At 65.5% G+C, this 25,452-nt stretch carries 30 protein-coding genes and 1 other RNA gene; 12 read left to right on the plus strand and 19 right to left on the minus strand.

The window, feature by feature from the left end; translation table 11 throughout:
- The first annotated feature begins 204 nt into the window (after positions 1–204).
- From hisF to KZZ07_RS10945, 5 genes are read left to right on the plus strand one after another with little or no spacing between them, the layout of a single operon-like run.
- A complete protein-coding gene (hisF, locus tag KZZ07_RS10925; RefSeq protein WP_219514128.1) occupies positions 205–987 on the plus strand; it encodes an imidazole glycerol phosphate synthase subunit HisF in 783 nt (260 codons plus the stop codon).
- An 11-nt stretch (positions 988–998) separates the two neighbouring features.
- A complete protein-coding gene (locus tag KZZ07_RS10930; protein WP_219514130.1) occupies positions 999–1,406 on the plus strand; it encodes a hypothetical protein in 408 nt (135 codons plus the stop codon).
- A 23-nt stretch (positions 1,407–1,429) separates the two neighbouring features.
- Entirely contained in the window at positions 1,430–1,735 is a 306-nt protein-coding gene (locus KZZ07_RS10935) for a phosphoribosyl-ATP diphosphatase (RefSeq protein WP_219514131.1), read from the plus strand.
- Between the two features lie 9 nt (positions 1,736–1,744).
- Entirely contained in the window at positions 1,745–2,272 is a 528-nt protein-coding gene (locus tag KZZ07_RS10940) for a YcxB family protein (RefSeq protein ID WP_219514134.1), read from the plus strand.
- Between the two features lie 58 nt (positions 2,273–2,330).
- Positions 2,331–3,302, plus strand: coding sequence for a zinc-binding metallopeptidase family protein (locus KZZ07_RS10945; RefSeq protein WP_219514136.1), 972 nt, complete (start codon positions 2,331–2,333; stop codon positions 3,300–3,302).
- A 22-nt stretch (positions 3,303–3,324) separates the two neighbouring features.
- On the opposite strand, the gene KZZ07_RS10950 is transcribed toward KZZ07_RS10945, so the two are convergent.
- From KZZ07_RS10950 to KZZ07_RS10965, 4 genes are all read right to left on the minus strand, one after another.
- On the minus strand, positions 3,325–3,792 hold the full coding sequence (locus KZZ07_RS10950; RefSeq protein ID WP_219514137.1) for a CoA-binding protein: 468 nt from the start codon (positions 3,790–3,792) through the stop codon (positions 3,325–3,327).
- 189 nt (positions 3,793–3,981) lie between these two features.
- On the minus strand, positions 3,982–5,031 hold the full coding sequence (locus KZZ07_RS10955) for a T6SS phospholipase effector Tle1-like catalytic domain-containing protein (protein WP_219514138.1): 1,050 nt from the start codon (positions 5,029–5,031) through the stop codon (positions 3,982–3,984).
- Positions 5,012–7,309: a xanthine dehydrogenase family protein molybdopterin-binding subunit gene (locus tag KZZ07_RS10960; RefSeq protein ID WP_219514139.1), complete on the minus strand. Its 2,298-nt coding sequence runs from the start codon at positions 7,307–7,309 to the stop codon at positions 5,012–5,014. Before KZZ07_RS10960 ends, KZZ07_RS10955 begins: the two co-directional genes overlap by 20 nt.
- 106 nt (positions 7,310–7,415) lie before the next feature.
- Positions 7,416–8,537: a type III PLP-dependent enzyme gene (locus tag KZZ07_RS10965; RefSeq protein WP_219514140.1), complete on the minus strand. Its 1,122-nt coding sequence runs from the start codon at positions 8,535–8,537 to the stop codon at positions 7,416–7,418.
- Between the two features lie 106 nt (positions 8,538–8,643).
- On the opposite strand from KZZ07_RS10965, the gene KZZ07_RS10970 reads away from it, so the two are divergent.
- Positions 8,644–9,084 carry an Lrp/AsnC family transcriptional regulator gene (locus KZZ07_RS10970; RefSeq protein WP_219514142.1) on the plus strand — a complete coding sequence of 147 codons (441 nt, stop codon included), beginning with the start codon at positions 8,644–8,646 and terminating at the stop codon, positions 9,082–9,084.
- A 318-nt stretch (positions 9,085–9,402) separates the two neighbouring features.
- On the opposite strand, the gene KZZ07_RS10975 is transcribed toward KZZ07_RS10970, so the two are convergent.
- On the minus strand, positions 9,403–10,008 hold the full coding sequence (locus KZZ07_RS10975; protein WP_219514143.1) for an inner membrane-spanning protein YciB: 606 nt from the start codon (positions 10,006–10,008) through the stop codon (positions 9,403–9,405).
- 39 nt (positions 10,009–10,047) lie between these two features.
- Positions 10,048–10,950, minus strand: a complete 903-nt coding sequence (locus KZZ07_RS10980) for a DMT family transporter (RefSeq protein ID WP_219514144.1) — start codon at positions 10,948–10,950, stop codon at positions 10,048–10,050.
- A gap of 71 nt (positions 10,951–11,021) precedes the next feature.
- Here KZZ07_RS10980 and KZZ07_RS10985 point away from each other — a divergent pair, with 71 nt between their 5' ends.
- Positions 11,022–11,504 (plus strand): MgtC/SapB family protein, encoded by a 483-nt coding sequence (locus tag KZZ07_RS10985; RefSeq protein ID WP_219514145.1) that lies wholly within the window; start codon positions 11,022–11,024, stop codon positions 11,502–11,504.
- Between the two features lie 5 nt (positions 11,505–11,509).
- Here KZZ07_RS10985 and ftsY read toward each other — a convergent pair whose 3' ends face one another.
- Complete coding sequence (gene ftsY, locus KZZ07_RS10990; RefSeq protein ID WP_219514146.1) at positions 11,510–12,628, minus strand: signal recognition particle-docking protein FtsY; 1,119 nt, start codon at positions 12,626–12,628, stop codon at positions 11,510–11,512.
- 192 nt (positions 12,629–12,820) lie between these two features.
- Positions 12,821–14,506: an NAD(P)H-dependent oxidoreductase subunit E gene (locus KZZ07_RS10995; protein WP_219514147.1), complete on the minus strand. Its 1,686-nt coding sequence runs from the start codon at positions 14,504–14,506 to the stop codon at positions 12,821–12,823.
- Positions 14,507–14,670: 164 nt separating this feature from the next.
- Between KZZ07_RS10995 and KZZ07_RS11000 the strand changes: the two genes are divergently transcribed.
- Both KZZ07_RS11000 and KZZ07_RS11005 read left to right on the plus strand, forming a co-directional pair.
- Complete coding sequence (locus tag KZZ07_RS11000; protein ID WP_219514148.1) at positions 14,671–15,690, plus strand: alkane 1-monooxygenase; 1,020 nt, start codon at positions 14,671–14,673, stop codon at positions 15,688–15,690.
- Positions 15,691–15,745: 55 nt separating this feature from the next.
- Entirely contained in the window at positions 15,746–16,144 is a 399-nt protein-coding gene (locus KZZ07_RS11005) for a hypothetical protein (RefSeq protein ID WP_219514149.1), read from the plus strand.
- Between the two features lie 3 nt (positions 16,145–16,147).
- On the opposite strand, the gene KZZ07_RS11010 is transcribed toward KZZ07_RS11005, so the two are convergent.
- Positions 16,148–16,993 carry a LysR family transcriptional regulator gene (locus KZZ07_RS11010; protein ID WP_219514151.1) on the minus strand — a complete coding sequence of 282 codons (846 nt, stop codon included), beginning with the start codon at positions 16,991–16,993 and terminating at the stop codon, positions 16,148–16,150.
- A 125-nt stretch (positions 16,994–17,118) separates the two neighbouring features.
- On the opposite strand from KZZ07_RS11010, the gene KZZ07_RS11015 reads away from it, so the two are divergent.
- The 3 genes from KZZ07_RS11015 to KZZ07_RS11025 all read left to right on the plus strand — a co-directional run bounded on the left by KZZ07_RS11015 (position 17,119) and on the right by KZZ07_RS11025 (position 18,792).
- A complete protein-coding gene (locus tag KZZ07_RS11015; protein WP_219514153.1) occupies positions 17,119–17,316 on the plus strand; it encodes a hypothetical protein in 198 nt (65 codons plus the stop codon).
- A 128-nt stretch (positions 17,317–17,444) separates the two neighbouring features.
- The gene (locus KZZ07_RS11020; protein ID WP_219514155.1) at positions 17,445–18,230 is read left to right on the plus strand and encodes a Bax inhibitor-1/YccA family protein; all 786 of its coding nucleotides are present in this window, start codon (positions 17,445–17,447) and stop codon (positions 18,228–18,230) included.
- Between the two features lie 100 nt (positions 18,231–18,330).
- Positions 18,331–18,792: a cupin domain-containing protein gene (locus KZZ07_RS11025; protein ID WP_219514156.1), complete on the plus strand. Its 462-nt coding sequence runs from the start codon at positions 18,331–18,333 to the stop codon at positions 18,790–18,792.
- Here KZZ07_RS11025 and KZZ07_RS11030 read toward each other — a convergent pair.
- The 10 genes from KZZ07_RS11030 to KZZ07_RS11075 all read right to left on the minus strand — a co-directional run bounded on the left by KZZ07_RS11030 (position 18,789) and on the right by KZZ07_RS11075 (position 25,401).
- Positions 18,789–19,295, minus strand: coding sequence for a GNAT family N-acetyltransferase (locus KZZ07_RS11030; RefSeq protein ID WP_219514157.1), 507 nt, complete (start codon positions 19,293–19,295; stop codon positions 18,789–18,791). The genes KZZ07_RS11025 and KZZ07_RS11030 overlap by 4 nt on opposite strands.
- Before the next feature lie 93 nt (positions 19,296–19,388).
- A complete protein-coding gene (gene rpmG, locus KZZ07_RS11035) occupies positions 19,389–19,556 on the minus strand; it encodes a 50S ribosomal protein L33 (protein ID WP_043144134.1) in 168 nt (55 codons plus the stop codon).
- 107 nt (positions 19,557–19,663) lie between these two features.
- Positions 19,664–20,089, minus strand: an RNA gene (gene rnpB, locus KZZ07_RS11040) — RNase P RNA component class A.
- A gap of 47 nt (positions 20,090–20,136) precedes the next feature.
- Positions 20,137–20,847, minus strand: a complete 711-nt coding sequence (locus KZZ07_RS11045; RefSeq protein ID WP_219514158.1) for an alpha/beta fold hydrolase — start codon at positions 20,845–20,847, stop codon at positions 20,137–20,139.
- Positions 20,848–20,920: 73 nt separating this feature from the next.
- Positions 20,921–21,517 carry a class I SAM-dependent methyltransferase gene (locus tag KZZ07_RS11050; RefSeq protein WP_370631126.1) on the minus strand — a complete coding sequence of 199 codons (597 nt, stop codon included), beginning with the start codon at positions 21,515–21,517 and terminating at the stop codon, positions 20,921–20,923.
- Entirely contained in the window at positions 21,514–22,476 is a 963-nt protein-coding gene (locus KZZ07_RS11055; RefSeq protein WP_219514159.1) for an ester cyclase, read from the minus strand. Before KZZ07_RS11055 ends, KZZ07_RS11050 begins: the two co-directional genes overlap by 4 nt.
- Before the next feature lie 120 nt (positions 22,477–22,596).
- Positions 22,597–23,208 (minus strand): hypothetical protein, encoded by a 612-nt coding sequence (locus KZZ07_RS11060; protein WP_219514160.1) that lies wholly within the window; start codon positions 23,206–23,208, stop codon positions 22,597–22,599.
- Between the two features lie 30 nt (positions 23,209–23,238).
- Complete coding sequence (locus KZZ07_RS11065) at positions 23,239–23,673, minus strand: VOC family protein (RefSeq protein WP_219514161.1); 435 nt, start codon at positions 23,671–23,673, stop codon at positions 23,239–23,241.
- Between the two features lie 25 nt (positions 23,674–23,698).
- Positions 23,699–24,664 (minus strand): alpha/beta hydrolase, encoded by a 966-nt coding sequence (locus KZZ07_RS11070; protein WP_219514162.1) that lies wholly within the window; start codon positions 24,662–24,664, stop codon positions 23,699–23,701.
- Entirely contained in the window at positions 24,661–25,401 is a 741-nt protein-coding gene (locus KZZ07_RS11075) for an alpha/beta hydrolase (RefSeq protein ID WP_219514165.1), read from the minus strand. Before KZZ07_RS11075 ends, KZZ07_RS11070 begins: the two co-directional genes overlap by 4 nt.
- Positions 25,402–25,452: the final 51 nt, after the last annotated feature.

Here is a 25,452-nt window from a genome sequence, read left to right on the forward strand (position 1 = left end):
CCCGCCACTGCCCTGCATCGCGTTGCACGGTCCCGGCCAGCGGGTTTCCGGCCGAAAGCCCCCCGGCCCGAGCTCTCCGTCCAGTAAGCAGAGCTTCTGCACCGTCCCAGTCGGGCGCGGGTGCAGCTTTGCAACCTCCCGAAGAGACGCAGGCCCGACGTCCTGCCCCTTCCCTCGCCCGTCAATTCGCGCTAACGCAACGCCATGCTCAAGACCCGCATCATTCCCTGCCTCGATGTCGCCGACGGCCGTGTCGTCAAAGGCGTCAATTTCGTTGACCTGCGCGATGCGGGCGATCCCGTGGACGCCGCCCGCGCCTATGACGCCGCCGGCGCGGACGAGATCTGTTTTCTCGACATCCACGCCACCCATGAAAACCGCGGCACCATGTTCGACGTGGTCACCCGCACGGCCGAACAGTGTTTCATCCCGCTGACCGTGGGCGGCGGCGTGCGCACGGTTCAGGATGTCCGCGCCCTGCTGCTCGCGGGCGCGGACAAGGTGTCCTTCAACTCTGCCGCCGTGGCCAACCCCGACGTGGTCGCCGAGGCCGCCGACCAGTTCGGCAGCCAATGCATCGTCTGCGCCATCGACGCCAAGACGGTCGAACCGGAGGATCGCGAAAAAGGCCTGCCGGGCCGCTGGGAGATCTTCACCCACGGAGGCCGCAAGCCCACCGGCATCGACGCCGTGGAATTCGCCCGCACCATCGCGGCCAAGGGCGCCGGGGAAATCCTGCTGACCTCGATGGACCGCGACGGCACCAAGGCGGGCTTCAACCTGCCCCTGACCCGCGCCATCTCTGACGCCGTGGACATCCCGGTGATCGCCTCTGGCGGGGTCGGCACGCTGGACCACCTTGTCGAAGGCGTGACCGAGGGGCACGCAAGCGCGGTGTTGGCCGCCTCGATCTTTCACTTCGGAACTTTCACCATCGGCGAGGCCAAGGCGCACATGGCCGCCGCCGGCATCCCGGTCAGGCTATAAAGGGGGCACGCGTGTTCAGCGACGGCTCTGACGTCACCCTCCGCGAGGGCGAGATCGAAGAGACCGCTTGCAATTGCTGCGGCGCGCCCACAACCGTCGTCACCGGCTACCTGGAGGTCGGGGACCTGTCCGCCGGGTGGTACACCGTCGGCGTGACGCTGGGGACAAAGGACCACCTGCCCCTCGTCCGGCTTTTCATAGGGGACTGGACCGAAGGCGCGGGACCGGATGAACGATGGGGCCTGCGGATCGGCATTTCACGCGACGGACCCAGTCTGCTGGACTGGTCCGAGGACGACAGGGCCGAGGCCCGCCCGGTCTTTACCCCACTCAACAGCGCGCAGGTGCTGGGCACGCCGATGGAGCCTCAACTCTGGTCCCTGCTCGATACAATTCTGACCGGGGACAGCCGTCTCTGACAGCCGCCTGAAAAGGAACCGACATGACCCTGGACGACCTCGAACAGATCATCGCCACCCGTGCCAAAGCCTCGCCCGACGATAGCTGGACCGCCAAGCTGCTGGCGAAAGGCCCGGAAAAAGTGGCCGAGAAATTCGGCGAAGAGGCGATCGAGGCGATCATCGAGGCGGTCAAGGACGACCGCGCGCGACTGGTCTCGGAATCCGCCGACGTGCTCTTTCACCTGCTGGTCATGCTGAAATCGCGCGACGTGGCGCTGAGCGAGGTCATGGCAGAGCTGGCCCGGCGCCAGGGGCAATCCGGCATCGCCGAAAAAGCGGCGCGCTGAGGCGATACCATGTCCGACACGCTGCAATTCACTGGCACGATCCGAAACCTGAAACACGCAGCGATCTGCGCCCGCCTGCGCCGCCGCCATCAGCCCTGGCTGATGCGCTGGGGCGTTCTGGCCGCCCTGATTGTCTATGTCGCGGTCCTGCTGGGGCTGGTCACACTTGCCAATGCGACCGACATGCGCCTGCCGGAATGGTCGTCGTACCTGCCATTTGCCGCCCTGATGGTCGCGTTGATCGGCTTGCTCATCTGGCGCCGCCGCCACGTCTGGGAGTCGGTCCGGGACGCGCCGGTCCGCCAGGCGCCGCAACAGTACCACCTGTCGGCAGAGGGGCTGCGCATCACCGGCGAGTTGAGCGAGAGCCTGCTGCGCTGGCCCGCCGTGCTGGAAGTCATCGAAGACCCCGAGGGCCTGCTGTTCCTGACCGGGCAGATGGAGTACATCGTGATCCCGGCAGCGGCTTTTGCCGACGATGCAGAGATGCGCGCCGCGCGCGACGACTGCCTGCGCTGGATGGCCGCCCACCGCTGAGGCACCCCAAAGCCGCCATGCCGCGTTGGCCTGCCGGACACTCCTGAAAGGACCCCGGATGCAGGTTTTCAAATGTCCCGCCTGCCAGACCCCGCTCTGGTTCGACAATGACCGCTGCACCTGCGGGCAGGAGGTCGGTTTCGATCCACAGGCGCAGGGAATGGTGGCCACAGCGGACCGCTGCGCCAATCATGAGGCCATCGGCTGCAACTGGTTGCCCGAACCGGAGGCGGACGGGCTGTGCCGCTCCTGCGCGATGACGGAAACGGTGCCGGACCTGCGCGAACCGGACAACCTGCCGCTCTGGGCGCGGACAGAGGCGGCCAAGCGCTGGATGCTGGCCAACCTCGCGCGCTGGGGCTGGTTCACCGACAGTGACCCCGGTGCGCGCCCGGTGTTCCGCATGCTGTCCGAGGAGACCGCGCAGGGCGAACAGGCCGTGACGATGGGACACGCACAGGGCGTCATCACCATCAACGTCAGCGAGGCAGACGAGGCCACCCGGGCGGAACGCCAGGACGACATGGGAGAACTCTACCGCACCATGCTGGGCCACATGCGCCACGAATGCGCGCATTTCCTCTTCGAACGGCTGACCGTGCGGCCCGCTTTCACACCCGCCTTTCGCGCGCTCTTCGGCGATGAGCGCGCCGACTACGGTGAGGCGCTGGAACGCCACTACGCCGCCCCGCGCGATCCCGGCGAGACCCACATCACCCCCTATGCCACGGCGCACCCGCACGAGGACTGGGCCGAAACCGTCGCTCACCTGTTGCACCTGGTGGATATCGCCGACAGCGCCGCTGCCGCAGGGCTTGCCCTGCCCGAGGGGCCGCCGCCCGGCTATGACGCCTACGCCGACCCACAGGCCGACCGCGTGCTGGATCACGCGGTGCGCCTGTCGCTGGCCGTGACGCATGTGAACCGCGCGCTGGAGCTGCCGGATCTCTACCCGTTCGTGCTGACCCCGGCGGTCCGCGAAAAACAGGGCTTTGTCCATGCCCAGCTGCGCGCCGCCTTCAGGACCTAGCGCAGGCCTCCAAGACGATCGGTCACAGTTTGGACGAGATGATCCCGGTGTTGAAACCGCCCATGCGCAGTTCACCGAACAGGCGCTGGTATTCGATCTTGGGACAGCGGTCCATCACCACGTCGACGCCGCGCGCCTCGGCCAGTTCCGCCGCCTCCTGGTTGACGACACCGATCTGCATCCAGATCGTGCGCAGCTTGGGAAAAACCTCCAGCGCCTCTTCGACGATGGGCGGCACATATTCCGGGCGGCGAAAGATGTCGACCATGTCCACGGTATCGGGGCAATCGGCCAGCGAGGCCCGCACCTCCTGCCCGAAGAGGCGTTTGCCAGCATGTCCCGGATTGACCGGGATCACTGTAAATCCCTTCAGCGAAAGATATCGCGCGACATAGTAGCTGGGCCGCACCGGGTTCATCGACACGCCAACGACCGCAACGACCTTGGTCCGCGTCAGAATCTCTTTCAGCTTGTCATCCGAATAGCTCATACCCCCCAATATACCGGCTTCGCGAAAAGAAAAAGCGCCCGGGATAAAACCCGGGCGCCAGTCACGGAACGAGGGACAGTGAAGGTCTCACGGGGGTTCCGGCCCCGCGATCCTGATAGAAAGATAGGCGTCAAAGCCACAGTTCCAAGGTCTGTAAAGAAACTGTGAACATTTTTCTTGACTATCCGCCTATCCCGCAACTTGCGCGCCGTCGGGGGCCATCGAGTCCACCAGAGTGGGATGCAGGCTTTCTGACGCGTCCTGGCCGATCCGGCGCGCCCGGCGCAGGATGAACAGCTTGCTGATCCCCATCCATGTGCCGATCGAGGGGGCGGTGACATCGCAGGGAAATCGCGTCCTCCATCCCTCCGGCAGGGTCACGCCGCGCGCTTCCAGCCGCTCCAGCATCCAGACCAGGGGAATATTGGACAGAGGCCGCGCGGCATCGTATCCGCCCAATTGCCCGCCGATATCGCCATGTGTGCCACGGAACCAGACCTGTTCGACCTTGCCCGCCCAGCCCGGCGGGCAGTCCCAGAGCACCGGCGCATAGGCAGAGCGCGTCTCGTCATGGGCCAGCGCATGATAACCATGCCGGATCGCGGGCCCCAGGGAATGATTGTGAAACTGGTGTTCGGACTCGGTCAGCCGCCAGAGCAGCGGCAGACGCAGGCCCAGCGACTTGACCGTATCCCAGACGCCAATCATCTCGACCGGCGACTCGGCGTGGCAGGTGCGCGCGGCAAAGGCCCGTGCGGCGGGCCCCTCGGGGGCGTATTGGTACAGGCGATAGATCTGGCGGATATTGCGTTCGGTGGCGCATTCCGCTCGTAGCAACCCCACCATGTCGATGATCCCCGCCAGCGACCGCACCGCGTAGGCGCCACGCGAATAGCCCATCAGAAAGATTCTGTCTCCCGCGCGATAGCGCGAGGCGAGATAGCCATAGGCGCGGCGGATCTGCCGGTTGATGCCACGGCCAAGCGCCACGTCGGTCGTGGCGCCCCAGTCCGTCCATTGCACCCCGGCCTCGTAGTAGAGCGAGGAATGCCCGGCCTCTTTGAGGAGGAGATAGGTCAGCCCGGCGTTTGTTTCCTCGCCGGGCGTAAGCGAAGACATGGTGCCATCCAGGATAAGGACATGATCGACCGGCCCGCGCCGCCGCGCATAGGCGGAATGGTCCGCCGAAGACTTGCGGCGGAGCCAGCCGAAAACAATGTCACTCAGCTGCGATCGCATCACCTTCCAGCATGGCCCAGACGCGCGCCGGCGTGAAGGGCATGTCCACCTGTTTGATCCCACGCGCCCAAAGCGCGTCCTGAACCGCGTTCGACACGGCGGCCATGGACCCCACCGTCCCGGCCTCGCCACAGCCCTTCATCCCCATCGGGTTGGCGGCGGAAGGCACCGGCTCTGTCTCGAACCCGATCATGGGCATATTGTCGGCCCGCGGCATGGCATAGTCCATGAACGAGGCCGTGAGCAGTTGCCCATCCTCGTCGTAGACCACATGTTCGGTCAGCGCCTGGCCCAGCCCCTGCGCCACACCGCCATGCACCTGCCCCTCGGCCAGCATCGGGTTGATGAGGTTACCGAAATCGTCAACCACGTTGTAGCGGTCACAGACCGTCTGGCCGGTTTCCGGGTCGATCTCGACCTCGGCGACATGGCAGCCGTTGGGATAGGACCGCCCCGGCAGGGTCGAGGTCGCCTGCCAGACCAGCAGATCCTCGCGGCCCGCCTCACGCGCCATCTGCGCCGCCTCCAGCATGGTGGGCGTCAGGTTCGACCCGTCTGCACGGAAGGTCTCATCGTCGAATTTGATCTCCGACGCGTCCACGCCCATTTCGCCGGCGAGGAAATCGGAAAAGCCTGCAACCATGTCGCTGACCGCCTGAAGCGTCACGTTGGTCTGCACCGTGACAGAGCGCGACCCACCCGTGCCGCCACCGCTGGCAATCAGGTCACTGTCGCCCTGCACCACCTCGATCTTTTCGGCGGGAATGCCGGTCTGGTCGGCCAGGAACTGGCGGAACACGGTTTCATGCCCCTGCCCGTTCGACTGGGTGCCGACATAGATCTTTGCACCGCCGTCTTCGGTGAATTCCACCTTCACATCCTCGTTCGGGGCGCCCAGGATAGACTCGATGTAATAACAAACCCCCAAACCGCGCAGCTTGCCCGCTTTTTCCGAGGCCGCGCGGCGGGCCGCGAAACCGGACAGGTCCGCTGTCGTCTCGGCATGGCCCATGACACGCACGAAATCGCCCACGTCGTAGTTTTCGCCGGTCACGGTCTTGTAGGGAAACTGGTCGGGCTTGATGAAGTTGATGCGGCGCAACTCCAGCGGGTCGACGCCCAGTTCGCGCGCGGCGCGGTCCATCACCCGTTCCAGCACATAGATCGCCTCTGGGCGGCCCGCGCCGCGATAGGCATCCACCTGCACGGTATTGGTGTAAAACCCTTCGGCACGGTAAAAGGCCGTCTGGATGTCGTATGTGCCGGTCAGCACCCTGGCAAAGAGGTTCGACTGGATGAACTGCCCGAAATGCGAGTTATAGGCCCCCAGGTTCGACCGCGTATGCAGCCGGTAGCCGGTGATGCGGTTGTCCGCGTCAAAGGCAAGCTCTGCCGTCGTCACCAGGTCGCGCCCGCCGTTGTCGGACAGCATCGCCTCTGACCGGTCCGACATCCAGCGCACCGAGCGGCCCGTCTCCCTCGCCGCAAAGGGCAGCACGAAATACTCCGGGTAGGGAAATCCCTTCATCCCGAAGCCGCCACCCACGTCGGGGTTGGTGGTGTGAATCTGATCGCGCTCCATGTGATAGGCGCGCGCCAGTTCCTCCTTCATGCCCCAGACGCCCTGCCCGCCAAAAGCCAGGTGGATACGCCCGTCCTGCCACTCGGCAAAGGCGCCGCGCGGTTCCATCGAGTTGACGATGATCCGGTTGTCGCCGATCTCCAGCTTGACGGTCTTGGCCGCCGCGTCAAAGGCCGCGTTCGTGGCCTCCTCGTCGCCGATGCCGAAATCATAGGCGCGATTGTCGGGCGCCTCGGGGTGGATCGCATCGTCTCCGGGTGCCAGCGCCATGACCACCGGCAGTTCGTCGTAATCCAGCTCGATCAGTTCGGCCGCGTCGCGGGCCTGTTCCAGCGTCTCGGCCACGACCACAGCCACCGGCTCTCCGACATAGCGCAGGCGTCCCTCGGCCAGCACCGGGCGTTTGGGCGCCGCGCCCTTGCTGCCATCGCGGTTTGGCGCCAGTGCGCCGGACATGCCGGTGTCGATGCCGGCGGCCAGCAGATCCTCGGAGGTCACAACGAGGTGCACGCCCTCGGCCTCTCGGGCGGCCTCGACGTCCAGCGTGGTGATCTCGGCGTGGGCGACGGGAGAGCGGAAGACAAAGGCCCTCAGCGCGCCGTCCGGTGCGACATCATCCACGTAGCGCCCGTGCCCGGTCAGGAAGCGCACATCCTCGACCCGTTTCACCGGCTGGCTCTTGCCGAACTTGTCCATGAGTGTCTCCCTCGCAATTGTCCTGTCGCGGCGGAGATTAGTCGTCATGGCGCGAGTGTCCAGAGGGCGCACCACGCCCCGCGACCAGATTTCCCGGCAGGGCCGCTTATCGCGCCAATGTCACGATCCGCCGGGCCCCATACCCGTTGAAGCGGGTGGCCAGCGCCGTCGAATAGGCGCCGCAAGCGTGGAACAGCAGGTAGTCTCCCTCAGCCAGGTCCGCAGGCAGGTCGACCATGTCGGACAACCGGTCGAGGCTGTCGCAGGTCGGCCCGAAAACCTCGGTCGCCTGCAAGGCTCCGGCCCTTGGCCTGCCATCCGGCGCCAAGGCGCTGATCCGCGTCGCGGGGCCAAGATCGCGCCATTCGCTGAGCCCGCCATAGATCCCGTCATTCAGAAAGACCGCGTCACCATCCCGCGCCTTGACCTGCAAGGCCAGTTCGAACGCCTCGGCCACCATCGCCCGCCCCGGCTCGCAGACAAGCGCCGGGCGGTCCGTGCCGAAAGCGGCCCCGACGGCCTCGTCAATCGCGGTGAAAAGCGCGGGCAGATCGGGGGCCGGTTCCTCACGATAGGCAGGAAAGCCGCCGCCAACATTCAGCCGGTGCAGGCGGATCCCATTGGCCCGGGCGATCTCGGCCGCGGCGTGGATGTAGGACACCCAGGCGCCCGCGGCGCGGCACTGCGTGCCGGGATGAAAGGTCAGAGAGGGGCGCCCGCCGCGGGCGACAACCGCCCGCAACAGGTCCCCGCAGGCCTCGGGGCCAGCACCGAATTTCGACCCGAAGTCATAAACCGCCCCGGCAACCGGCAGCTTCAGCCGCACCGCCACCTCGGCGCCCTTAAGCGGCCCCAGCTTATTCAGTTCTGCCATGCGGTCGACGGACCAGGAGGTGATGCCAAAGCCGCGTGCCGCCGCCACCTCGGACCATGCCCTGACCGGGTTATGATAGTGCAGCCGCGCGCGCGGCGCGACCTCCCGCACCAATGCCATTTCCTCGGGAGAGGCCACGTCAAAGGCCTCCATTCCCGCCTCCGCCAGCGTTTCGATCACACCCCGGTCGGGGTTGGCCTTGACCGCATAGGTCACCTCGCCGGGAAACCGGTCGAGGAACAGCTGCGCCACCTCGCGCAGCCTCTTGGGATCGTGAAAGAAAACCGGCTCATCGGGACGCTCGCGCGCCAGCCAGAGCGCGGGATCGCGCTGAAATGCCTCGTGCAGCACCATTGCTCGTGCCTCCTGTTCGCCTGTGTGGCCAGTCTGGGCCTTGCAATGGACGGATTCACCTGAAACTCTGTACGAAATGCGTGCCATTTTCAGGCGAAGTGACGACATGGATGACCATATCGACGAAACAGACCGCGCACTTGTGGCCGCCCTGTCTGAAAATGCCCGTGCCCCGGTGGCCGATCTGGCCCGCAGGCTGGGACTGGCGCGCACCACGGTCCAGGCCCGGCTGGACCGGCTGGAAGCGCGCGGCGCGATCGCCGGCTACACGCTCAAACGCGGCCCGGGCCTGCGCCCTGCCCTGCGCGCCACGGTGCTGATCTCGGTCGAGCCGCGCGCCACGCCGGCGGTCCTGTCCCGGCTGAAAAGCCTCACGGCGGTGGAGACGGTTCATACGACCTCGGGCCGTTTCGACATGATCGCCCAGCTCAGCGCAGAGACAACAGAGGCGCTTGACCGCACGCTGGATACCATCGGCGAGGCGAAGGGCGTCAAGGCCTCGGAAAGTCTGATTCACCTCAGCACGAAGATCGACAGGGGCGCCTGAGCGGGTTCTGGCAATTCAGCCGCAGGGCCTGTTTCCCGGAGCCGTCCATCGCTGATGCCGAATAGAGGGGAACATCCCGACCGCGCAAGGGGGCGCAGCCCCGCCGACAGGCGGCTTGCCCTTGCGCGGCCGGGATGTTTGCCTCGGGCATCTTTCAGCGATGGGTGGGGCCGGGGAACAGGCCCGTGCCTGTTTCTGGGTGAGTCCGGAAGCGAAAGAACGCCTTCGATCCACTCCAAACAACAGGCAAGAGCGCAAAGGAGGGGTGGCGGGCGGGCGATGGGCCCAAGGAGCCCGAGTCCCGAACGCCCCCGACCTCTATTCCCCCTCGGCGTCTTCGGTGCCGTAGCGCTTGAACAGCCCGCCCTGGAATATGAAGAACAGGAAGATCGCGGCTGTCAGACCGAAGGTCTTGAAATAGACCCAGATCTCTGTGTCCATCGTGCGCCAGATCACCTCGTTCAGGACGGCCAGCGCCAGAAAGAATCCGGCAACACGTTTGGTCAGGATCATCCATCCCTCCCGCTGCAGCGGCACCAGCCCATCCATGACATATTGCAGCCAGCTTTCGCCCCGCATCAGACCGATGGCCAGTGCGCCACCGAACAGCAGGTAGATCAGGGTCGGCTTCATCTTGAAAAAACGGTCGTCGTTCAACCAGACGCTGAGGCCGCCAAAGACCACGATCAGCACCGCCGTGACAACCTGCATCCGGCTCAGATGCCCGGTCAGCGCCCAGAGCACGCCCATGCAAGCCAGGAACACCGGGATAAACCCGGCGGTCACCACAATGAACCCGTCGTATTCGGTGCCCCCGATCAGAAAGACCCGGTCCTTTAGCCAGAGGTAGGCCGCGAAGAACCCGATGATCGGGCCAAATTCAAGCGCCGTCTTCAGCATCGGGTTGACCTGCCGTTTTTCCATTTCGCGCTCCTCTGCGGTTGCCTGTTCCACTTAGGCCTTTCACCCGCCAACCTCAACGATCACCGCACCTGCCGCGATCAGCACCATCAGCGCGATGCGCCTTGGCCCCACCGTTTCACGCAGGATCAGCCAGCCGATGACCGCGGCAAAGACGGTCGAGGTTTCGCGCAGCACCGCCGCCTCGCCCACCTTGTCCAGCCGCGTGGCCATCATCACCGAGCCAAAAGACCCATAGGCCACCAGCGCCCCCGCCAGCCCGCGCAGCACGAGGGGCCGCAAGGGCAGCCCCGAGATCCGGTGTCGCATGGGCGTCAGGAACACCAGGACCGGGAAATCCAGCGCCGACAGGAAAAAGAACCAGGCCAGAAAGGTAAAAGGGTCGGCGGTGGCACGGATCCCATAGGCGTCGTAGGTGGTATAGAGCGCCACGAAAAGCCCCGTCGCCAGAGCATAGGCCAGGGCCGGGCCCAGCGTCTCGCGCGCGGTTTCGAGGAAGACGAAGTTGTAGACCGCGAGACCAAAGATCCCGGCCAGCAGCACCCCCAGCCCCAGCCACTGCACGCCCGAAAAACTCTCACCAAAGATCAGCCAGGCACCGATCACCGTGAACAGCGGCCCGGTGCCGCGCACGACCGGGTAGACCACCGTGTAGGCGCCACGGGTATAGGCCATCGCCTGCAACAGCTTGTAGGTGAAATGGATCACCAAGGTCCCGGCAAAGATCAGCCACATGTTCGGTTCCGGCCAGGGAACAAGGAAGAGCATCGGAAAGCTGAGCACGACCAGCCAGCCGTCTATGGCCGCCCGCGACACCCAGGGATCATGCCGCCCCTTCTGCAGTGCGCCAAAGACCGCGTGCAGAAAGGCCGCCAGCAGAGCCAGCATCAGCGCCGCCTGGTGGCCCGCCTCCGTACCTTCGAGGGAAATCAGCCAGTTGCTCACTGGCGCGCCTCCGTGCGAGGCTCCTCCAGCCGACGGCGCGTTGCCCTCGGCACCGACCAGGAGGGGCCGCCATGCTCGACAGCCTGACTTCCGAACTGGGTAGCGAATTCGCCGTTGTCCCGGCCTGGGCCGCCTTTGTAAAGCTCTGCGGGGCGCTGCTGCTTGGCGCCGTCATCGGGTTCGAACGCGAATGGCATCACAAACCGGCGGGCCTGCGCACGCATATGCTGGTGGCGGTGGCCGCCTGTCTCTTTGTGCTGATCGGGCAGGAATTGAGTGCGCTGAACTTCGGCGGCGCCGGTGAACAACGCAACGATCCCCTGCGCATGATCGAGGCGGTCACGGCTGGCGTTGCCTTCCTGGCGGCGGGCGTGATCTTTCGCTCGGCGGACAAGGTTTACAACATCACCACCGGCGCCTCGCTCTGGCTGGCGGGTGCCGTCGGGCTGGGCTGCGGCGCGGGGCGCCTGGCCCTTGCGGCAATGGCCACCGCAATGGTCGTCACCGTCCTCGCCGCAATAAAATGGATCGAGGACATCACCCACGGCCGCTAGGCCGGTCATTCCGTGTCGAGGCCGGTCAGTGCAGCGGCGAATTCCTCGGGGTCGAAGGGGGCCAGGTCGTCGATTTGCTCTCCCACGCCGATGGCATGAATCGGCAGGCCGAACTTGTCCGCCAGGGCCACCAGCACACCGCCCTTGGCCGTGCCGTCCAGCTTGGTCATCACGAGGCCCGACACATCGGCCAGCTTGCGGAAGGTCTCGACCTGGCTGAGCGCGTTCTGGCCCGTCGTCGCATCCAGCACCAAAAGCGTGTTGTGCGGCGCATCCGGGTCCTTCTTGCGGATCACCCGGACGATCTTGGCCAGTTCCTCCATCAGGTCCTGGCGGTTCTGCAGCCGGCCGGCGGTGTCGATCATCAAAAGATCCGCGCCCTCGGCCTGGGCCTTTGTCATCGCGTCAAAGGCCAAGCTGGCCGGGTCGCTGCCCTCGGGCGCGGTCAGCACCGGCACATTGGCCCGGTCGCCCCAGACCTGCAGCTGCTCGACGGCGGCAGCGCGAAAGGTATCGCCTGCCGCGATCACCACCTGCTTGCCCGCTGCCTTGAACTGGCTCGCCAGCTTGCCGATGGTTGTTGTCTTTCCCGACCCGTTGACGCCGACGACCAGAACCACCTGCGGCTTTTTCGGGTAGAGCGGCAGAGGGCGCGCCACCGGCTCCATCACCCGGGCAATCTCCGAGGCCAGCGCCTGCTTGATCTCCAGCGAGGATAGCCGCTTGCCGAACCGCCCCTCGGCAATGTTCGAGGTCACGCGCAGCGCCGTGTCCACACCCATGTCCGAGGCGATCAGCAGCTCTTCGAGCTGTTCCAGCATCTCGTCGTCCAGCACCCGGCGCGCCACCGCGCCCTCGCCCTGCGGCCGTCCCATGATCCGGCCCAGCAGACCGCCAGCGGGTTTTTCCTCGGCCGGAGCCTCCTGTTTCGGAGATGGGGTCGCTTCGACCGGCGCGGGTTCCTTAGCCGGGGCCTGGGGGGCCGGCTCTTCTGTCGCGGCCTGCGGTTCCGGGGCCTCGGAGACCTCTTCCTCGTCAGTGTCCTGCACAATCGCGTCCAGCCCCTCATCCAGCTTGGAAGAGGATTTGAACAACTTGTTCTTGAGCTTGCCGAAAAAGGACATGGGCCGCGCCTGATGCTTGAGTTGTCTTCACCTAATACGCTTGCGCGCGCAATAAAAGGTGGCTTTCAAAACGGCCCGCACACGCGACACCGGACTGCCACGCCTTCCCGCTTGCCAGAACCCAACAAAAAAATCATCCACAGGCACCTGTGGATGATTTTCGCTTTCACCTTCCCGACATTGTTCAGGAATTCAGACCTCTTCCGGGAAATGCTTGATCGTCATCCGGATCGGGTTGGGCGCCGCCTGGCCCAGGCCACAGATCGAGGCATCGCCCATCGCCTGGCAGAGTTCCTCGAGCAAGTCCGTGTTCCAGCTCTCCGCGCTCATCAGTTTCACCGCCTTCTCGCAGCCGACCCGGCAAGGCGTGCACTGGCCACAGCTTTCATCCTCGAAGAACCGCAGCATGTTGAGCGCCGCGTCCCGCGCGCGGTCCTGATCCGACAGCACGACAACGGCGGCGGACCCGATGAAGGACCCGTGCGGCTGGAGCGTGTCGAAATCCAGCGGCACATCACTCATCGAGGCAGGCAACAGGCCCGAAGACGGCCCGCCGGGCTGGTAGGCCTTGAAGGCATGTCCCTCGGCCATGCCTCCGGCGGCCTCGATCACGTCAAGGATGGTCGACCCTGCGGGCAACAGGTAGACGCCCGGCTGCGCAACCCGGCCCGAGACCGAGTAGGAGCGCAGGCCCGTGCGGCCGTTCTTTTCGATTCCGGACAGGATTTCAGGGCCTTCGCGGCAGATCTTCGCAACCCAGTACAGCGTCTCGACGTTGTGAACCAGCGTCGGGCGGTCGAAGATACCGACCTGCGCGACATAGGGCGGACGATGGCGCGGCAATCCGCGCTTGCCCTCGATCGACTCGATCATCGCGCTTTCTTCGCCGCAGATATAGGCGCCGGCCCCACGGCGCAGGTCGATATACCCGGGTGCGACGATGCCCTCCGCCTCCAGAGCGGCGATTTCCCGGCGCAAAATTTCCAGCACCGCGGGATATTCGTCGCGCATGTAGATATAGCAGCGATCCGCCTCGACAGCCCAGGCCGCGATCAGCATTCCCTCAAGAAAAACATGAGGTTCACGCTCGAGGTAAAAGCGATCTTTGAAGGTGCCCGGTTCGCCCTCGTCGCCGTTCACGGCCAGGTAGCGGGGGCCGGGATTGCCCCGCACGAAGCCCCATTTGCGGCCGGACGGGAACCCCGCCCCGCCAAGACCGCGCAGGCCGGAGGACAGGACGGTTTTCTGCACCTCCTCCCAGTTGCCGTTTTCGCGCAGATCCTTCAGTCGAGCATATCCGCAGTCTGAGGAATAGACTGCAAGCCCTTGATATTGCGGAACATGGGCGTGTGTGTCGTTCGCCTCGATCGCGGCGCGCACCTTGTCCACATCGGCATGGTCGATATGGTTGTGCCCCAGTTCCAGAACCGGCGCCGTGTCACAGCGGCCCATGCAGGGCGCGCGCAACACGCGAACCTGCGCGGGGTCCATGCCTTCTTCCAGCGCCGCGCGCAGCTGCTCGGCCCCCGCCAACTCGCAGGACAGGGAATCGCAGACCCGGATGGTCAGCGCGGGCGGCGGCGTCTCCCCCTCTTTCACGATGTCGAAATGGGCGTAGAAGCTGGCCACTTCGTAGACCTCGGCCATGCTCAGGCGCATTTCCTCGGCCAGGGCGCGCATGTGCGCGGCAGAGAGATGGCCATATTCATCCTGAACCAGGTGCAGGAATTCGATCAGCAGGTCGCGGTTGCGCGGGCGGTCGCCCAGTAGCGCCCGCACCTCGGCCTGGGCCGTGTCATCGACCTGGCGGCCTTTCGGCGTGACCCGCCCCTTGCCCTTGCCCGATTTCCAGACGCCCTTGCGTTCGTCGAGTGCCATGCATGCCTCCATTCGTTCCGGCAGACCCTAACGCCGAAAGCCTCCGGGCAAGGGGTGAAAAACGACCGAATTGGGCAGGTGAGCGCCCAGAAATTCCCTCGGTTTCGTCGCAACGGGAACGGAAAGTTCCGATATGTTAAATTCCGGATCGTATAGGAGCGGTGATGCTGCGTTTCACACTGGCAACCCTGGGCATGGTCGTGCTGCTGGCGCTTGCGTTGGCGGCGGGCGGCCCCTTTCCCGCGCTGGCGCTGATCTACATCACCGTGTTCACCTACGCGATGGATCGGCTGTCGGCACTGGCCGCACCCGATCATCCCGGACAAGAATTTCCCGCCGGGAACGGACTGTCTGTGTTGCTGGCACTGGCGCATTTCCCACTGCTCTACGGCGGGATCTGGGCCTTGACGCAAGGTACCGCAACAACGGTCGACAAGATACTGATATTCCTGTCACTATCTCTGTTTATTGGCCAAGTTGGAAACTCCAACGCGCATGAGCTTATCCACCGCTCGTCCCGCGTCCTGCGGCGCCTTGGCGTGGCAGTCTACACCTCGTTCCTCTTCGGGCACCACGCCTCTGCCCATGTCCGGGTCCACCATGTCCACGCCGCCACGCCACGCGATCCGAACTCTGCCCGACAGGGTGAGAGTTTCTACGCCTATGCGCCGCGTGCCTGGATCGGTGGATTTCGGGACGGGGTCCGCGCCGAATCGCGGCTGCGGCAAGGGCGCGGCTGGCACCCCTACGTCGGATACCTCGGCGGGGCGGCGGTTTCCGTTGCACTGGCGGCGCTCATCGGCGGCGCTGCTGGCGTTCTCGCGCTGCTGGCAATCGCCGCCTATGCCCAGGCGCAACTGTTGCTCAGCGATTATGTCCAGCATTATGGCCTGCGCAGGCGCGAAATCGCCCCAGGAAAATACGAACCGGTCGGGCCGCAGCACAGCTGGAACGCCCCGCAGAGCTTTTCCTCGGCGTTGATGCTGAACGCGCCCCGCCACTCGGATCATCACGCGCACCCTGCTAGGCCCTACCCGGGGTTGGACCTTGATCGGGAAAGGATGCCGATCCTGCCGCATTCCCTGCCGGTCATGGCGGTGATCGCCCTGGTGCCCCCGCTCTGGCGCCGCCTGATGGACAGGCGCGCGCGGAAATGGCACAGGCCGGAGCCCGCCTATGGTTAACCATTCATTAATACCCGACTTCCGGTAGTGCGGCGATTCTGGCAGGCTCTGGCGCATGAAACAGATCTACGCCATTGCCCTGACCTGCCTGACCGCTCTGCCCGCGTTGGCGGCCGAGCCGATGTCGGCCACTGATTTCGAAGACTATGTCAACGGAAAGACGCTGTATTTCGGCCTCAACGGTGAGGCCTACGGGGTCGAGAAATACCTGCCGGACCGCAAGGTCCAGTGGTCCTTCCTGGACGGCAAGTGCAAGGACGGCTTCTGGTACGAACAGGCCGGGCAGATCTGCTTTGTCTACGAGGACAACCCCGATCCCCAATGCTGGAGCTTTTTCCGCGAAGGTTCGGGCCTCAGGGCCGTTTTTGAAAACGACCCTTCCAGCACCGTGCTCTACGAGGCGCAGCAGAACGACGACCCGATGCTGTGCCACGGGCCGGACGTTGGTGTCTAAGCGCTAAAGCGACGCCATGCTCTGCCGGATATCCTCGCAGAGCGCGCGCGTGTAGGCCGCCTGCCCGCTGCCCTGGTAGAGGTTCACCTTCATCATCCCCAGGTCAGGCAGGTTGTGGCAATCGACATAGGAGAGGTAGGGCGCCAGGTGCCCTTCCAGCCGCGCGGCGATGGCCAGGTCGGCGCTGACGGTGGCGTCGATCGTGGTTTCGCTGTCGGAATCCACCGCCAGCTCCCAGGGAATATCCGCCTCGTCCAGCCGCCGCATCGCCTCGTCCCGAAAAACGCAGGTGCGCGCCATCGCGATCCGCAGCGGGCGCTCGCGCCAGGCCTGCCCCTGCGGCGCCCCCACCCAGCGCACAGGCACGTCCAGCAGCGTTTCACCCCCTGCCTCAAGCCCGGATTCGGTGGTCAGGATCACGTCCATCTCACCGCGGGCGAACTGCGCCTTCAACACGCGGGTGAATGAGCTGACAAGCTGGACCTTCACCCGTGGAAAGCTGCGCGCCATGCGTTGCAGCACCAGGGGAATCACCGGGTAGACGATGTCCACCGGGACGCCCAGACGAATTTCGCCCTCCCAGCTCTGGTCGGTCAGGCGGGTATAGGCCTCGTCATTCAGCGACACCATCTTTTCCGCATATCCCAGCAGCTGCCCGCCCGCGGGCGTCAGGGTCACACCCCGCCCTGTCCGGTCAAGCAATTGCAGACCCAGCATTTCTTCCAGCCGCTTGATCTGCATCGACACCGCCGATTGCGTCAGGTTCAGGAACCCGGCGGCACGGGTCACGCCCCCCGCCTGGGCCACCGCCACGAAGGATCGCAGTGTCGTTACGTCGAGATTTCGCATTCATCACCCCTTGTGATGAGAGAGGTCACATACATTCACTTCCAATATCAAGCATGGATCGCCACATTCATCAATGAAGAACATGCAAACCTCGACTCCAATCAATTCTCGTGAAGGATGCCATCATGATCCGCGCCATGCCCGCCCTGTTCCCGCCCTCGTTTTTCCGCGCTGACCGTTCGGCTCGTGCCGCCGAACCGTCCCGGCACCCTGCCCGGTTGCGGCGCCGTGCCCCTGCTTCGGCTGCCCTCGGGGAACCACTGGCAGAGGCGCCGCGCTGGGACGCACCGGCCCATTGGATCGAGCCCGAGCGCCAATGGTGACCAATCGGTGCATGTTATTGCGCCGAATTCGGTCCGAAGTTCTTGAAAATCGCCCTAGATCCTCCAATATCTACACGGAAGTACGGGGGCCTTTGGCCCCCAAAGCTTTATCAACATCGGAGGCTTACATGGCAGAATATGATACAGTCCGGGCAGCTGGCGTCTCCGGCGCACGCGCTGCCCAGATTGACGAAGGGCTGCGCGCCCATATGAACAAGGTCTACGGCACCATGTCCGTGGGCACTTTCATCACATTCCTCGCTGCCTGGGCAATTGCCGGGCTTGCGGTCACCAGCGATCCCTCCGTGGCCGCTGCGCAACTGGCCAACGGGACTATGCTCACCGGCTTGGGCTCGGCCATCTACCTGTCGCCGCTGAAATGGGTGATCATGTTCGCCCCGCTGGCGTTTATCTTCTTTGGTTTCGGCGCGGCCGTGAACCGTCTCTCCGCTGCCGGCGTGCAGCTGGTGTTCTACGGCTTTGCCCTGCTGATGGGCCTGTCGCTCAGCTCGATCTTCCTGGTCTTCACCGGCTTCTCGATCATCCAGGTCTTCCTGACCACCTCGATCGCCTTCGCCGGCCTGTCGCTCTGGGGTTACACCACGAAAAAGGACATCTCGGGCTGGGGTTCGTTCCTGATCATGGGTGTGATCGGCCTGCTGGTCGCCTCGATCATCAACATCTTCCTCGGCTCGCCCGCGATTCAGTTCGCGATCTCGATCCTGGGTGTGCTGATCTTTGCCGGCCTGACCGCGTATGACACGCAGAAGATCAAGAACACCTACATCGCCCATGCCGCGCATGGCGACAAGGAGTGGCTGGGCAAGGCCGCCATCATGGGCGCGCTGAACCTCTACCTCGACTTCATCAACATGTTCATGTTCCTGCTGCAACTGTTGGGCAGCCGCGAATAAGCCCCCGGGCAACAACGCGACCCAAACATGCTATAGGGAAAGGGCCGGTCATCTGACCGGCCCTTTTTTCGTGTTGGGCCAAAGGGCCGTGGGGGACAACATGCCGATCATCACCGAAGACTCCGTTCAGAGGCGGTCGGGCGACGGCGCGCTCGGCAGCTACGAGGCGCTCTTGTTCAGCGAATCGGGAGGGCTGACGCAGTTCGGGGCGCTGGTGGAAATCCTGGCGCCCGGATCCGCCTCTTCCTACGCGCATTGGCACGAAGCCGAGGACGAGATGATCTATGTCCTCGACGGCACGGTGACGCTGGTCGAAGGCGACAGCGAGCAGGAGATCGGCGCAGGCACCGTCGCCACTTTTGTCGCCGGGGTCGAGACCGCGCATCGCCTGGAAAACCGGGGCGACACCCCCGCCCGCATCCTGGTGATCGGCACCCGCGCGCCCCGCGACCGGGTGCATTACCCCGGCCATGACCGGGTGCAACTGATCGAACGCAGCCACGGCGAGGAGCGCCGCTGGACCAAGGCCAACGGCGCGCCAGCGGATCCGCTGAAGGGCTAGAGCGCGCGGGTCATGAAGACCGCCGGAAAGGCGATGCCTCCGCCCAGCGGCACGGTGATCTCGTGCTGGGGCTGGAACCCCATGTTTTCATAGAAAGGTCGGGCGGTCAGCGTGCTTTGGCAATGCATGTCGCGCAGCCCTTCGGCCCGCGCCTCTTGCAGGATATGGCCCAACACCTGCCGACCGACACCGCGCCGGGTCGCGTCCGGATCGGTGGCGACATGTCGGATGTGACCGATGCCCGGTGACGCAGGCCGCGCACCCGGCGCCTGCAGGGACCAGCCCCCCGCGCCCAAGAGACGCCCGGCGTCATCCTCGACAACATAGAACCGGCCCGAGGCGACAAGCGCGGGCTGCGCCCGCCCGATCACTGGCACCGCCGTCAAAAGGGTCGAAGGCGGATAGTCCGGCGCCAGAAGCCGCGCGTAACTGCGCTGAAACAGGTGATCGAGCGCGCCGATGTCCTCTTGCCGGGCGGGACGCAGCGTGGTCTGGCCGGACATGGCATGACCTCTTCAAGGGCCGGTCCCAAAGACGAAAAGGCCGCGTGGGGCAATCCCCGCGCGACCCGAAAAAAGACCTTCGGCCAGAATGGCTTACTTGATCTTGCCTTCTTTGTACTCGACGTGCTTGCGCACAACCGGGTCGTACTTCTTGATCGTCATCTTCTCGGTCATGGTCCGAGCGTTCTTCTTGGTCACGTAGAAGTGGCCGGTGCCCGCGGTGGAGTTCAGGCGGATCTTGATTGTGGTCGGCTTCGCCATGGGTCGTCTCCTGCAACACCGGAAAATGGCCCGGTGTGAAATCTGTATGAAGCCCGCCTTTTACCGCGTATCGCCCCCGAGTCAACACGGGATCGGGCCAAAATCTCATGCGCGGAAGGCCTGTAAGCCGGATTCTGTTCTTGGACGGGTTTCCCCGCCCTCAGACGACCATTCCTCTGCGCCGCGTGTTGCCACGCGGCTCTAGCTGCCAACCCGGATCGCCAAGGCCGAAGCAGCCCTGCGCCCGTGGGCGCGCACGATCCCTATTCGGCATTGCTCCCGGTGGGGCTTGCCATGCGGGCGCTGTTGCCAGCCCCCCGGTGGGCTCTTACCCCACCGTTTCACCCTTACCGCCACAATCCCCTTCGGTCTCACAAGAAGCGAACTTCCAGTGCGCACCTCCGGTGCGACGGCGGTCTGTTTTCTGTGGCGCTTTCCGTCAGGTTGCCCTGCCCGGGCGTTACCCGGCACCGGTGCTTCGGTGAGTCCGGACTTTCCTCTCGCCAATGGCAAGCGGCCGTCCGGCCTTCCGCGCCCGCCCCACATAGGGACGCCGCAGGCGCCGGTCAATCCCGCAAACTCAACGCAAGAGCAACGGTTTCGCCAGCCAGTCGCGCAGCGCGCGCGTGACCTCTTCGGGCTGTTCCAGGGTCGGCAGGTGGGCCGCATCTTCGATCACGCGCAATTCGGCCTTGGGGATCATCTCGGCCATGAAGGTATGACGCTTGATCGGGCAGATCGAATCCTCTGCCCCGCAGAGAACCAGCGTCGGCACATTGATCCGCCGCAACGTACCCTGCTGGTCGCGCCGCCGCTGCATCGCCCGGGACTGGCGGACAAAGACCTCCACCCCAAGGCCCAGCGCCATGTCCATCACCAGCGCGCCGATTTCCCCGTTATGGGGGCCATGCGCCAGGTATTGCGGCAGCAGGTCATTGGCCATGACCTCGCGCAGCGTGCCCGAGCGCGCGCGGATGATCTGCGGATCGCGCATCGCGGCCATCTGGGGCGGCTCGGGCAGCGGACTGGTGTCCATCAGCGCCAGTCGGGTCACCCGGTCGGGGGCGCGGCGATACAGCTCCATCGCGACCATGCCGCCCATGCTGAACCCGGCCAGGGCAAAGCGCGTCGGCGCAACGTCCAGCACACCCGAGGCAATCTCCTCGATCCGTTCGCCCTGCGTGATCGGCACCGTCATCACCGCGTGATCGCGGGACAGATCCGCGATTTGCGGCCCGAAGAGCCGCGCGTCACACATCATCCCGGGCAGAAAGACCACCGGCTCCGTCATGAAAGGGCGGCACCCCGTCTGTGCTGCATGTCCTGCATCTGTTTCGTTTTACCCCTGCCCCTGCGGCGGCACCCTATGACCCGACCGGGCGCCGTGCAAGCAACAGGGAATGGCCGTTGCAGGCCGGATCCTCGGGCACGAAATCCTCGACGGGGGCGCCCGCGGCGGACAGCAGTGCGGCATAGTCCGGCTGCGACAGCGAGGCGTGGTAGACCCGCTCATCCCCGACTGTACCCCAGGCCTCTCCGGCCCCCGGACCAACCGTCAGCAAGAGCCGCCCGCCCGGCGCCAGATGCGCCGCGATGCGGGGCAAGGCGACGCGCTGTTCCGCTTCCGTCAGGTGAAAGAAGCTGCCCCAGCCGATGATCGCATCGAAACCATGCCCCAGATCCAGCGACCGCATGTCTGCCAACACGGCCTTCGCCCCGGGGACGTGGTGCGAAAACAGCGCCAGCATGGCCGGTGAGAAATCCACGCCGGTTACGGCAAAGCCCTGTTCGACAAGGTAGACCCCGATTGGCCGGCCCGCGCCACAGCCAAGGTCCAGCACCGCCCCACCCTCCGGCACGTCCGCCAGCGCGCGGTCCAGCCAGGCGCGTTCGAACAGGGACTTTCCCCGGTCCGCGTCGTAGCGCGCGGCCTGCCGTTCGTAGGTGTCGCGCAGGCTCACCCGGTCTGGGCCACGATCTGCGTCCAGACCGCCGCCTCGTCATAAAGCGTCCATTCCCGGCGCAGCCCGCCCGGACCGAATTCCGCGTGGCTGATCCCCATGACGTAGATGTCCGCCCCAGTGGGGGCCCCGAAGGCGCCCCATCCCTCGTGCCGGCCCTTGAGCGACCAGCGCAGCGCGGCGCGCGGCGGCATCAGCGGCTCTTCCATGCCGATCCGGTGATGGACCTCGAACCGGGCCGAGGGCAGCGCCGCCCGCAGCCCCAGCCAGAAGCGATCCGCCGCCTCCGGCCCATGCGCCTCGACCCCGCAGGGATAGTGCAGGTGGCAGGCGCGGTCGTACTGGTCGGGGATGATCGACAGGTCGCCCTCCATCACCCGGATCAGCACATTGGCAAAGCCCTCTCCCCACTGGTCGGTGTTGCCCTGCCCGGTATAGGGGCCGGTGACGTCGACGCGGGGCGTAAAGGGCTGCGTATCGGGGTCCAGATGCGGCAGCCGGGACCGCGCCCAGTCCTCTGCCGTGCGGTCCAGCTGGCGCAGCAGCGCACCGCTGTCGATCACCCGCCAGACATCGCTGATCTGGTCGCGCTTGGCGTAACTGTCCACGATCTCGCGGTATTTCAACGTGCGCCCCGTCGCGGGGCCAAGGGGGCCGTCGCCCGTATGCGTTGCCAATGTCAGGATGCGTTGAGAGCCCAGCATGCCCACGCGGTCATGGCCTGACCAGATCACGTCCTCGCCCAGCAGGCGCCGGTCCGGCAGGCTGACCAGCGTGGCCATCGCGTCCTCGGCCACGGCGCGGGCGCCGAACTGCACCCCTTCGGCACCGCGCAGGATCACGTCGGGATGGTAATAGGCCTGCGCCCGCGCGGTCAGGCCGCGCCCCTCCCAGATCTCGCGGGTGGCGGTCAGCAGGAAATCCGCGAAATCGCGGTTTTGTGGATCGAGGCCATGCATCAGGCAATCGTTCCCGGACGGGTCGGCGTATCGGACATCTGAGGCGCGGGCGCCATCGCATCTCTCTTTGGTTGTGTCTGCCGCACGCTAGCCCCCGCCTGCGGGAGTGTCCAGCGCGGCTCAGCCCGGAAAAGCGATGCCGCGGAAAGGTGGGAAATCATCGTAACGCGCTGCCCGAACCTCGGGCGGTTCGGCGGGCAAAGCGCCGGGTTTCAGCAAGCCCCCCTTGGGCGCGATGTAGCTGTCGATCCGGCGCAAAGGCTCCGGGCGCCAGGCGATGTTGAAGGCGCAGAGTTTCGGAAAGAACCAGATCTCGGAATAGTCGAGGTGGTCGTGCAGCCACCAGGCCAGGTCCCGCCAGTCGCGCCCCTGCGCGTAGCGGTCCGCAAACCAGGGGATCACGATCGAGGCGCCGGCCACGGGCCGATCGGGGAGATCCCAGATATGGCATTCCAGCGGATAATCGTTGCGCGCGCAGTTCAGCCCCTGAGCGTTACCATAGGCATTCAACCGCGCCGAACGATACCCCGACCGGACAAAGACCCGGCCAAAGGTCTCTTCCAGCGGGTCCAGCAGCGTCGTGGCAAAGACCCGCCCGCGATCCAGCGCCAGATCGGGATTGTCCGGGATGTTGCTGATCTCGTGGAGGTTTCCAATTTCCGAACAGAGGAACTCCCGCATCCAGAAATGCCGCGACAGGCGTTCGCGCCCCAGGGTTTCCAGGGACCACATGGAACGCGGACGCCTCATCGCGCGGCCCGGTCAGCCATCGCCATACCCTTCCCAGCGGAATTCGCCGTTCGGCCCAAGCACGGAAAACGGGTTGTGCGCCACTTCCCAGACGTGGCCCTCGGGATCGGCGAAATAGCCGATGTGCCCGCCCCAGAAGACATCATGCGCCTCTTTCAGGATCGTGGCGCCCGCCGCCTTGGCCGCTGCCAGAACCTTGGCCACCTCCGCCCTGTCACGCACATTGCAGGCCAGCGTTGCTGCCCCTGTCCCCAGGTCCTCGGGCGCGCGGCCCATGTCACGGGCCAGGTCCTCCAGCGGATAAAGGCCCAGCGCTTGCCCGATCAGATCAAAGACAACGATGCCCTCGGGCGTCTCGACCCGCTGCCATCCCAGCGCCGTGTAAAAGGCCCTGGCACGCTCTACATCCCGGCACCCCAGCGTAATCAGGCTGACCCTCTGGTCCATCACTCACTCCTTTTTCCAGACAACGTCACAGGCGGCGCGCCCATTCCAGCATGGCCCCGGCCACCGGCGCCGACAGGCGCGGCGACAGGACATCTCCGGCCACCAGGTGACGCGAGGGGTCGTCCTCTGGCCCAAGGTCCAGTTCGTGCAGATCGGCCTCTGCCCCCCAGCGCGCAGCGACCTGGCGGCTGACGCGGTGATCGACGATCCGGTCGCCGGGGTCGAAGACAAAGAGCGCGGGCGCGGACAGGTCCTCGTGTCGCCGCCGGTGCACCTCTCGCACCGCCGCCCCCATCGGCAGGACCGCAAGGCTGGGATAGCGCGAGGTCCAGAATTGCCCGTGGGTCTCACCGCGCGGTTCAAAGCCGATTTCGCGCCCCGCCAACCGGGGCACCCACCAGCGCGCGCCCGGCCAGGTGATCAGCGCGCTCTTGCGGTCGGCCAGCCTGTAGTTGGGTGAGACGAGGATGACCCCCGCCACCTCCGCGCCCATCGCCTCGTGCAGGGCCAGCGTGGCAAGCGTCGCCCCCGTGGAACAGCCCATGAGCAGCACGCGCCGCCCGACCCGGTGTCCGATGGCCAGCGCCTCGGCCATGTCCTCCATCCAGCCCTCGACGGTGGCCTCCGCCATCGCGGGGCCGTCGCGGCCGTGGCCTTTGAGCCGGGTAAAGACCAGGTTCGCCCCCAGCCCCTCGGCCACGAGATCCGGCACCGGCCGGATTTCCTGCGGGGCGGCGGAAAACCCGTGCACGTAGACAAGCGCCCAGTCGGTCTGCGCCTCCGGCGCGCCAGCCCAGATCACCTGTTTCTGCGCGCCGGGCCGCAGGTTGGGGACCTCTGCCTCGCTCCTTGCCAGGAAGGCATCGACACCGCCCTCAAGCTGTGCCGCGTCAAAGCGCACATCCGTGACCACGGGTTCGCGCGGGGCAAACACGCCGTAGGCGCCGCCCATTGCGCCCAACGTCCCCAGCCCCCAGAGCAGCGCGCTCACCCCAGGACCTCGCGGATGGCTCTTTCGATCTGGCTCAGGCAGGCTGGCGTCGAAAACCTGTGATCGGCGCCCTTGACCAGCGTCAGCCGCACGTCCGGCCCCTCGATATGGTCCAGCAGGCGCAGCGCGGTCTCGCGGCTGACGGCCTCGTCCTGCGTGCCCTGCAACAACCGCACCGGCCAATTCATCGGCAGGGGTGAGCGCAAGACCAGATTCCGCCGCCCGTCCTCGATCAGCTTGCGGGTCACGACATAGGGGTCCTCGTAGGCAGAGGGCATCAGGATCTTGCCCTCTTGCATGACCTGCCGCCGCGCCTGTTCGGAAAACCCGGCCCAGAACCCGTCCTCGGTGAAATCCGGAGCCGCCGCGATGCCGACAAAGCCCGCGATCTGTGGCAGGCGTTTCGACAGGATCGACGCGATCCAGCCCCCCATCGAAGAGCCGACCAGCACCACCGGCCCCGGGACGGCATCGGCGATCACCGCCTCGGCGTCCGCCGCCCAGTCCCCGATACACCCTTCTTCAAAGACGCCGCCGGATTGACCGTGCCCGGCGTAATCCAGCCGCAGAAAGGCCCGGCCCTCCGACTTGGCCCAGCCTTCGAGATGCACCGCCTTGGTGCCCTCCATGTCCGAGCGGTAGCCGGACAGGAAGACCACGCATGGCCCCCGGCCAGAGGTCTTTGCATAGACCAGCCTGTCGCCGCGCGGACCTTCGACATGGGATACGACCGTCATTCAGCCCCCTTTCTCCTTGTCCCGGACCATAGCGCCGGTGCGTCGGGATAA

This window comes from Mameliella sp. CS4 (assembly GCF_019392335.1).
Classification (GTDB): domain Bacteria; phylum Pseudomonadota; class Alphaproteobacteria; order Rhodobacterales; family Rhodobacteraceae; genus Antarctobacter.

What these genes read in the sequence shown, in the direction of transcription:
- hisF (WP_219514128.1), top strand. Translation starts at nt 205, where the DNA reads ATGCTCAAGACCCGCATCATTCCCTGCCTCGATGTCGCCGACGGCCGT.
- KZZ07_RS11065 (WP_219514161.1), bottom strand. Translation starts at nt 23,673, where the DNA reads ATGGACCAGAGGGTCAGCCTGATTACGCTGGGGTGCCGGGATGTAGAG.
- KZZ07_RS11060 (WP_219514160.1), bottom strand. Translation starts at nt 23,208, where the DNA reads ATGTGGTCCCTGGAAACCCTGGGGCGCGAACGCCTGTCGCGGCATTTC.
- rpmG (WP_043144134.1), bottom strand. Translation starts at nt 19,556, where the DNA reads ATGGCGAAGCCGACCACAATCAAGATCCGCCTGAACTCCACCGCGGGC.
- KZZ07_RS11010 (WP_219514151.1), bottom strand. Translation starts at nt 16,993, where the DNA reads ATGCGAAATCTCGACGTAACGACACTGCGATCCTTCGTGGCGGTGGCC.
- KZZ07_RS11005 (WP_219514149.1), top strand. Translation starts at nt 15,746, where the DNA reads ATGAAACAGATCTACGCCATTGCCCTGACCTGCCTGACCGCTCTGCCC.
- KZZ07_RS10935 (WP_219514131.1), top strand. Translation starts at nt 1,430, where the DNA reads ATGACCCTGGACGACCTCGAACAGATCATCGCCACCCGTGCCAAAGCC.
- KZZ07_RS10985 (WP_219514145.1), top strand. Translation starts at nt 11,022, where the DNA reads ATGCTCGACAGCCTGACTTCCGAACTGGGTAGCGAATTCGCCGTTGTC.
- KZZ07_RS11025 (WP_219514156.1), top strand. Translation starts at nt 18,331, where the DNA reads ATGCCGATCATCACCGAAGACTCCGTTCAGAGGCGGTCGGGCGACGGC.
- KZZ07_RS10960 (WP_219514139.1), bottom strand. Translation starts at nt 7,309, where the DNA reads ATGGACAAGTTCGGCAAGAGCCAGCCGGTGAAACGGGTCGAGGATGTG.
- KZZ07_RS10975 (WP_219514143.1), bottom strand. Translation starts at nt 10,008, where the DNA reads ATGGAAAAACGGCAGGTCAACCCGATGCTGAAGACGGCGCTTGAATTT.
- KZZ07_RS10945 (WP_219514136.1), top strand. Translation starts at nt 2,331, where the DNA reads ATGCAGGTTTTCAAATGTCCCGCCTGCCAGACCCCGCTCTGGTTCGAC.
- KZZ07_RS11055 (WP_219514159.1), bottom strand. Translation starts at nt 22,476, where the DNA reads ATGCATGGCCTCGATCCACAAAACCGCGATTTCGCGGATTTCCTGCTG.
- KZZ07_RS11075 (WP_219514165.1), bottom strand. Translation starts at nt 25,401, where the DNA reads ATGACGGTCGTATCCCATGTCGAAGGTCCGCGCGGCGACAGGCTGGTC.
- KZZ07_RS10950 (WP_219514137.1), bottom strand. Translation starts at nt 3,792, where the DNA reads ATGAGCTATTCGGATGACAAGCTGAAAGAGATTCTGACGCGGACCAAG.
- ftsY (WP_219514146.1), bottom strand. Translation starts at nt 12,628, where the DNA reads ATGTCCTTTTTCGGCAAGCTCAAGAACAAGTTGTTCAAATCCTCTTCC.
- KZZ07_RS10995 (WP_219514147.1), bottom strand. Translation starts at nt 14,506, where the DNA reads ATGGCACTCGACGAACGCAAGGGCGTCTGGAAATCGGGCAAGGGCAAG.
- KZZ07_RS11015 (WP_219514153.1), top strand. Translation starts at nt 17,119, where the DNA reads ATGATCCGCGCCATGCCCGCCCTGTTCCCGCCCTCGTTTTTCCGCGCT.
- KZZ07_RS11020 (WP_219514155.1), top strand. Translation starts at nt 17,445, where the DNA reads ATGGCAGAATATGATACAGTCCGGGCAGCTGGCGTCTCCGGCGCACGC.
- KZZ07_RS11045 (WP_219514158.1), bottom strand. Translation starts at nt 20,847, where the DNA reads ATGACGGAGCCGGTGGTCTTTCTGCCCGGGATGATGTGTGACGCGCGG.
- KZZ07_RS10955 (WP_219514138.1), bottom strand. Translation starts at nt 5,031, where the DNA reads ATGCGATCGCAGCTGAGTGACATTGTTTTCGGCTGGCTCCGCCGCAAG.
- KZZ07_RS10940 (WP_219514134.1), top strand. Translation starts at nt 1,745, where the DNA reads ATGTCCGACACGCTGCAATTCACTGGCACGATCCGAAACCTGAAACAC.
- KZZ07_RS10965 (WP_219514140.1), bottom strand. Translation starts at nt 8,537, where the DNA reads ATGGTGCTGCACGAGGCATTTCAGCGCGATCCCGCGCTCTGGCTGGCG.
- KZZ07_RS11000 (WP_219514148.1), top strand. Translation starts at nt 14,671, where the DNA reads ATGCTGCGTTTCACACTGGCAACCCTGGGCATGGTCGTGCTGCTGGCG.
- KZZ07_RS11030 (WP_219514157.1), bottom strand. Translation starts at nt 19,295, where the DNA reads ATGTCCGGCCAGACCACGCTGCGTCCCGCCCGGCAAGAGGACATCGGC.
- KZZ07_RS10970 (WP_219514142.1), top strand. Translation starts at nt 8,644, where the DNA reads ATGGATGACCATATCGACGAAACAGACCGCGCACTTGTGGCCGCCCTG.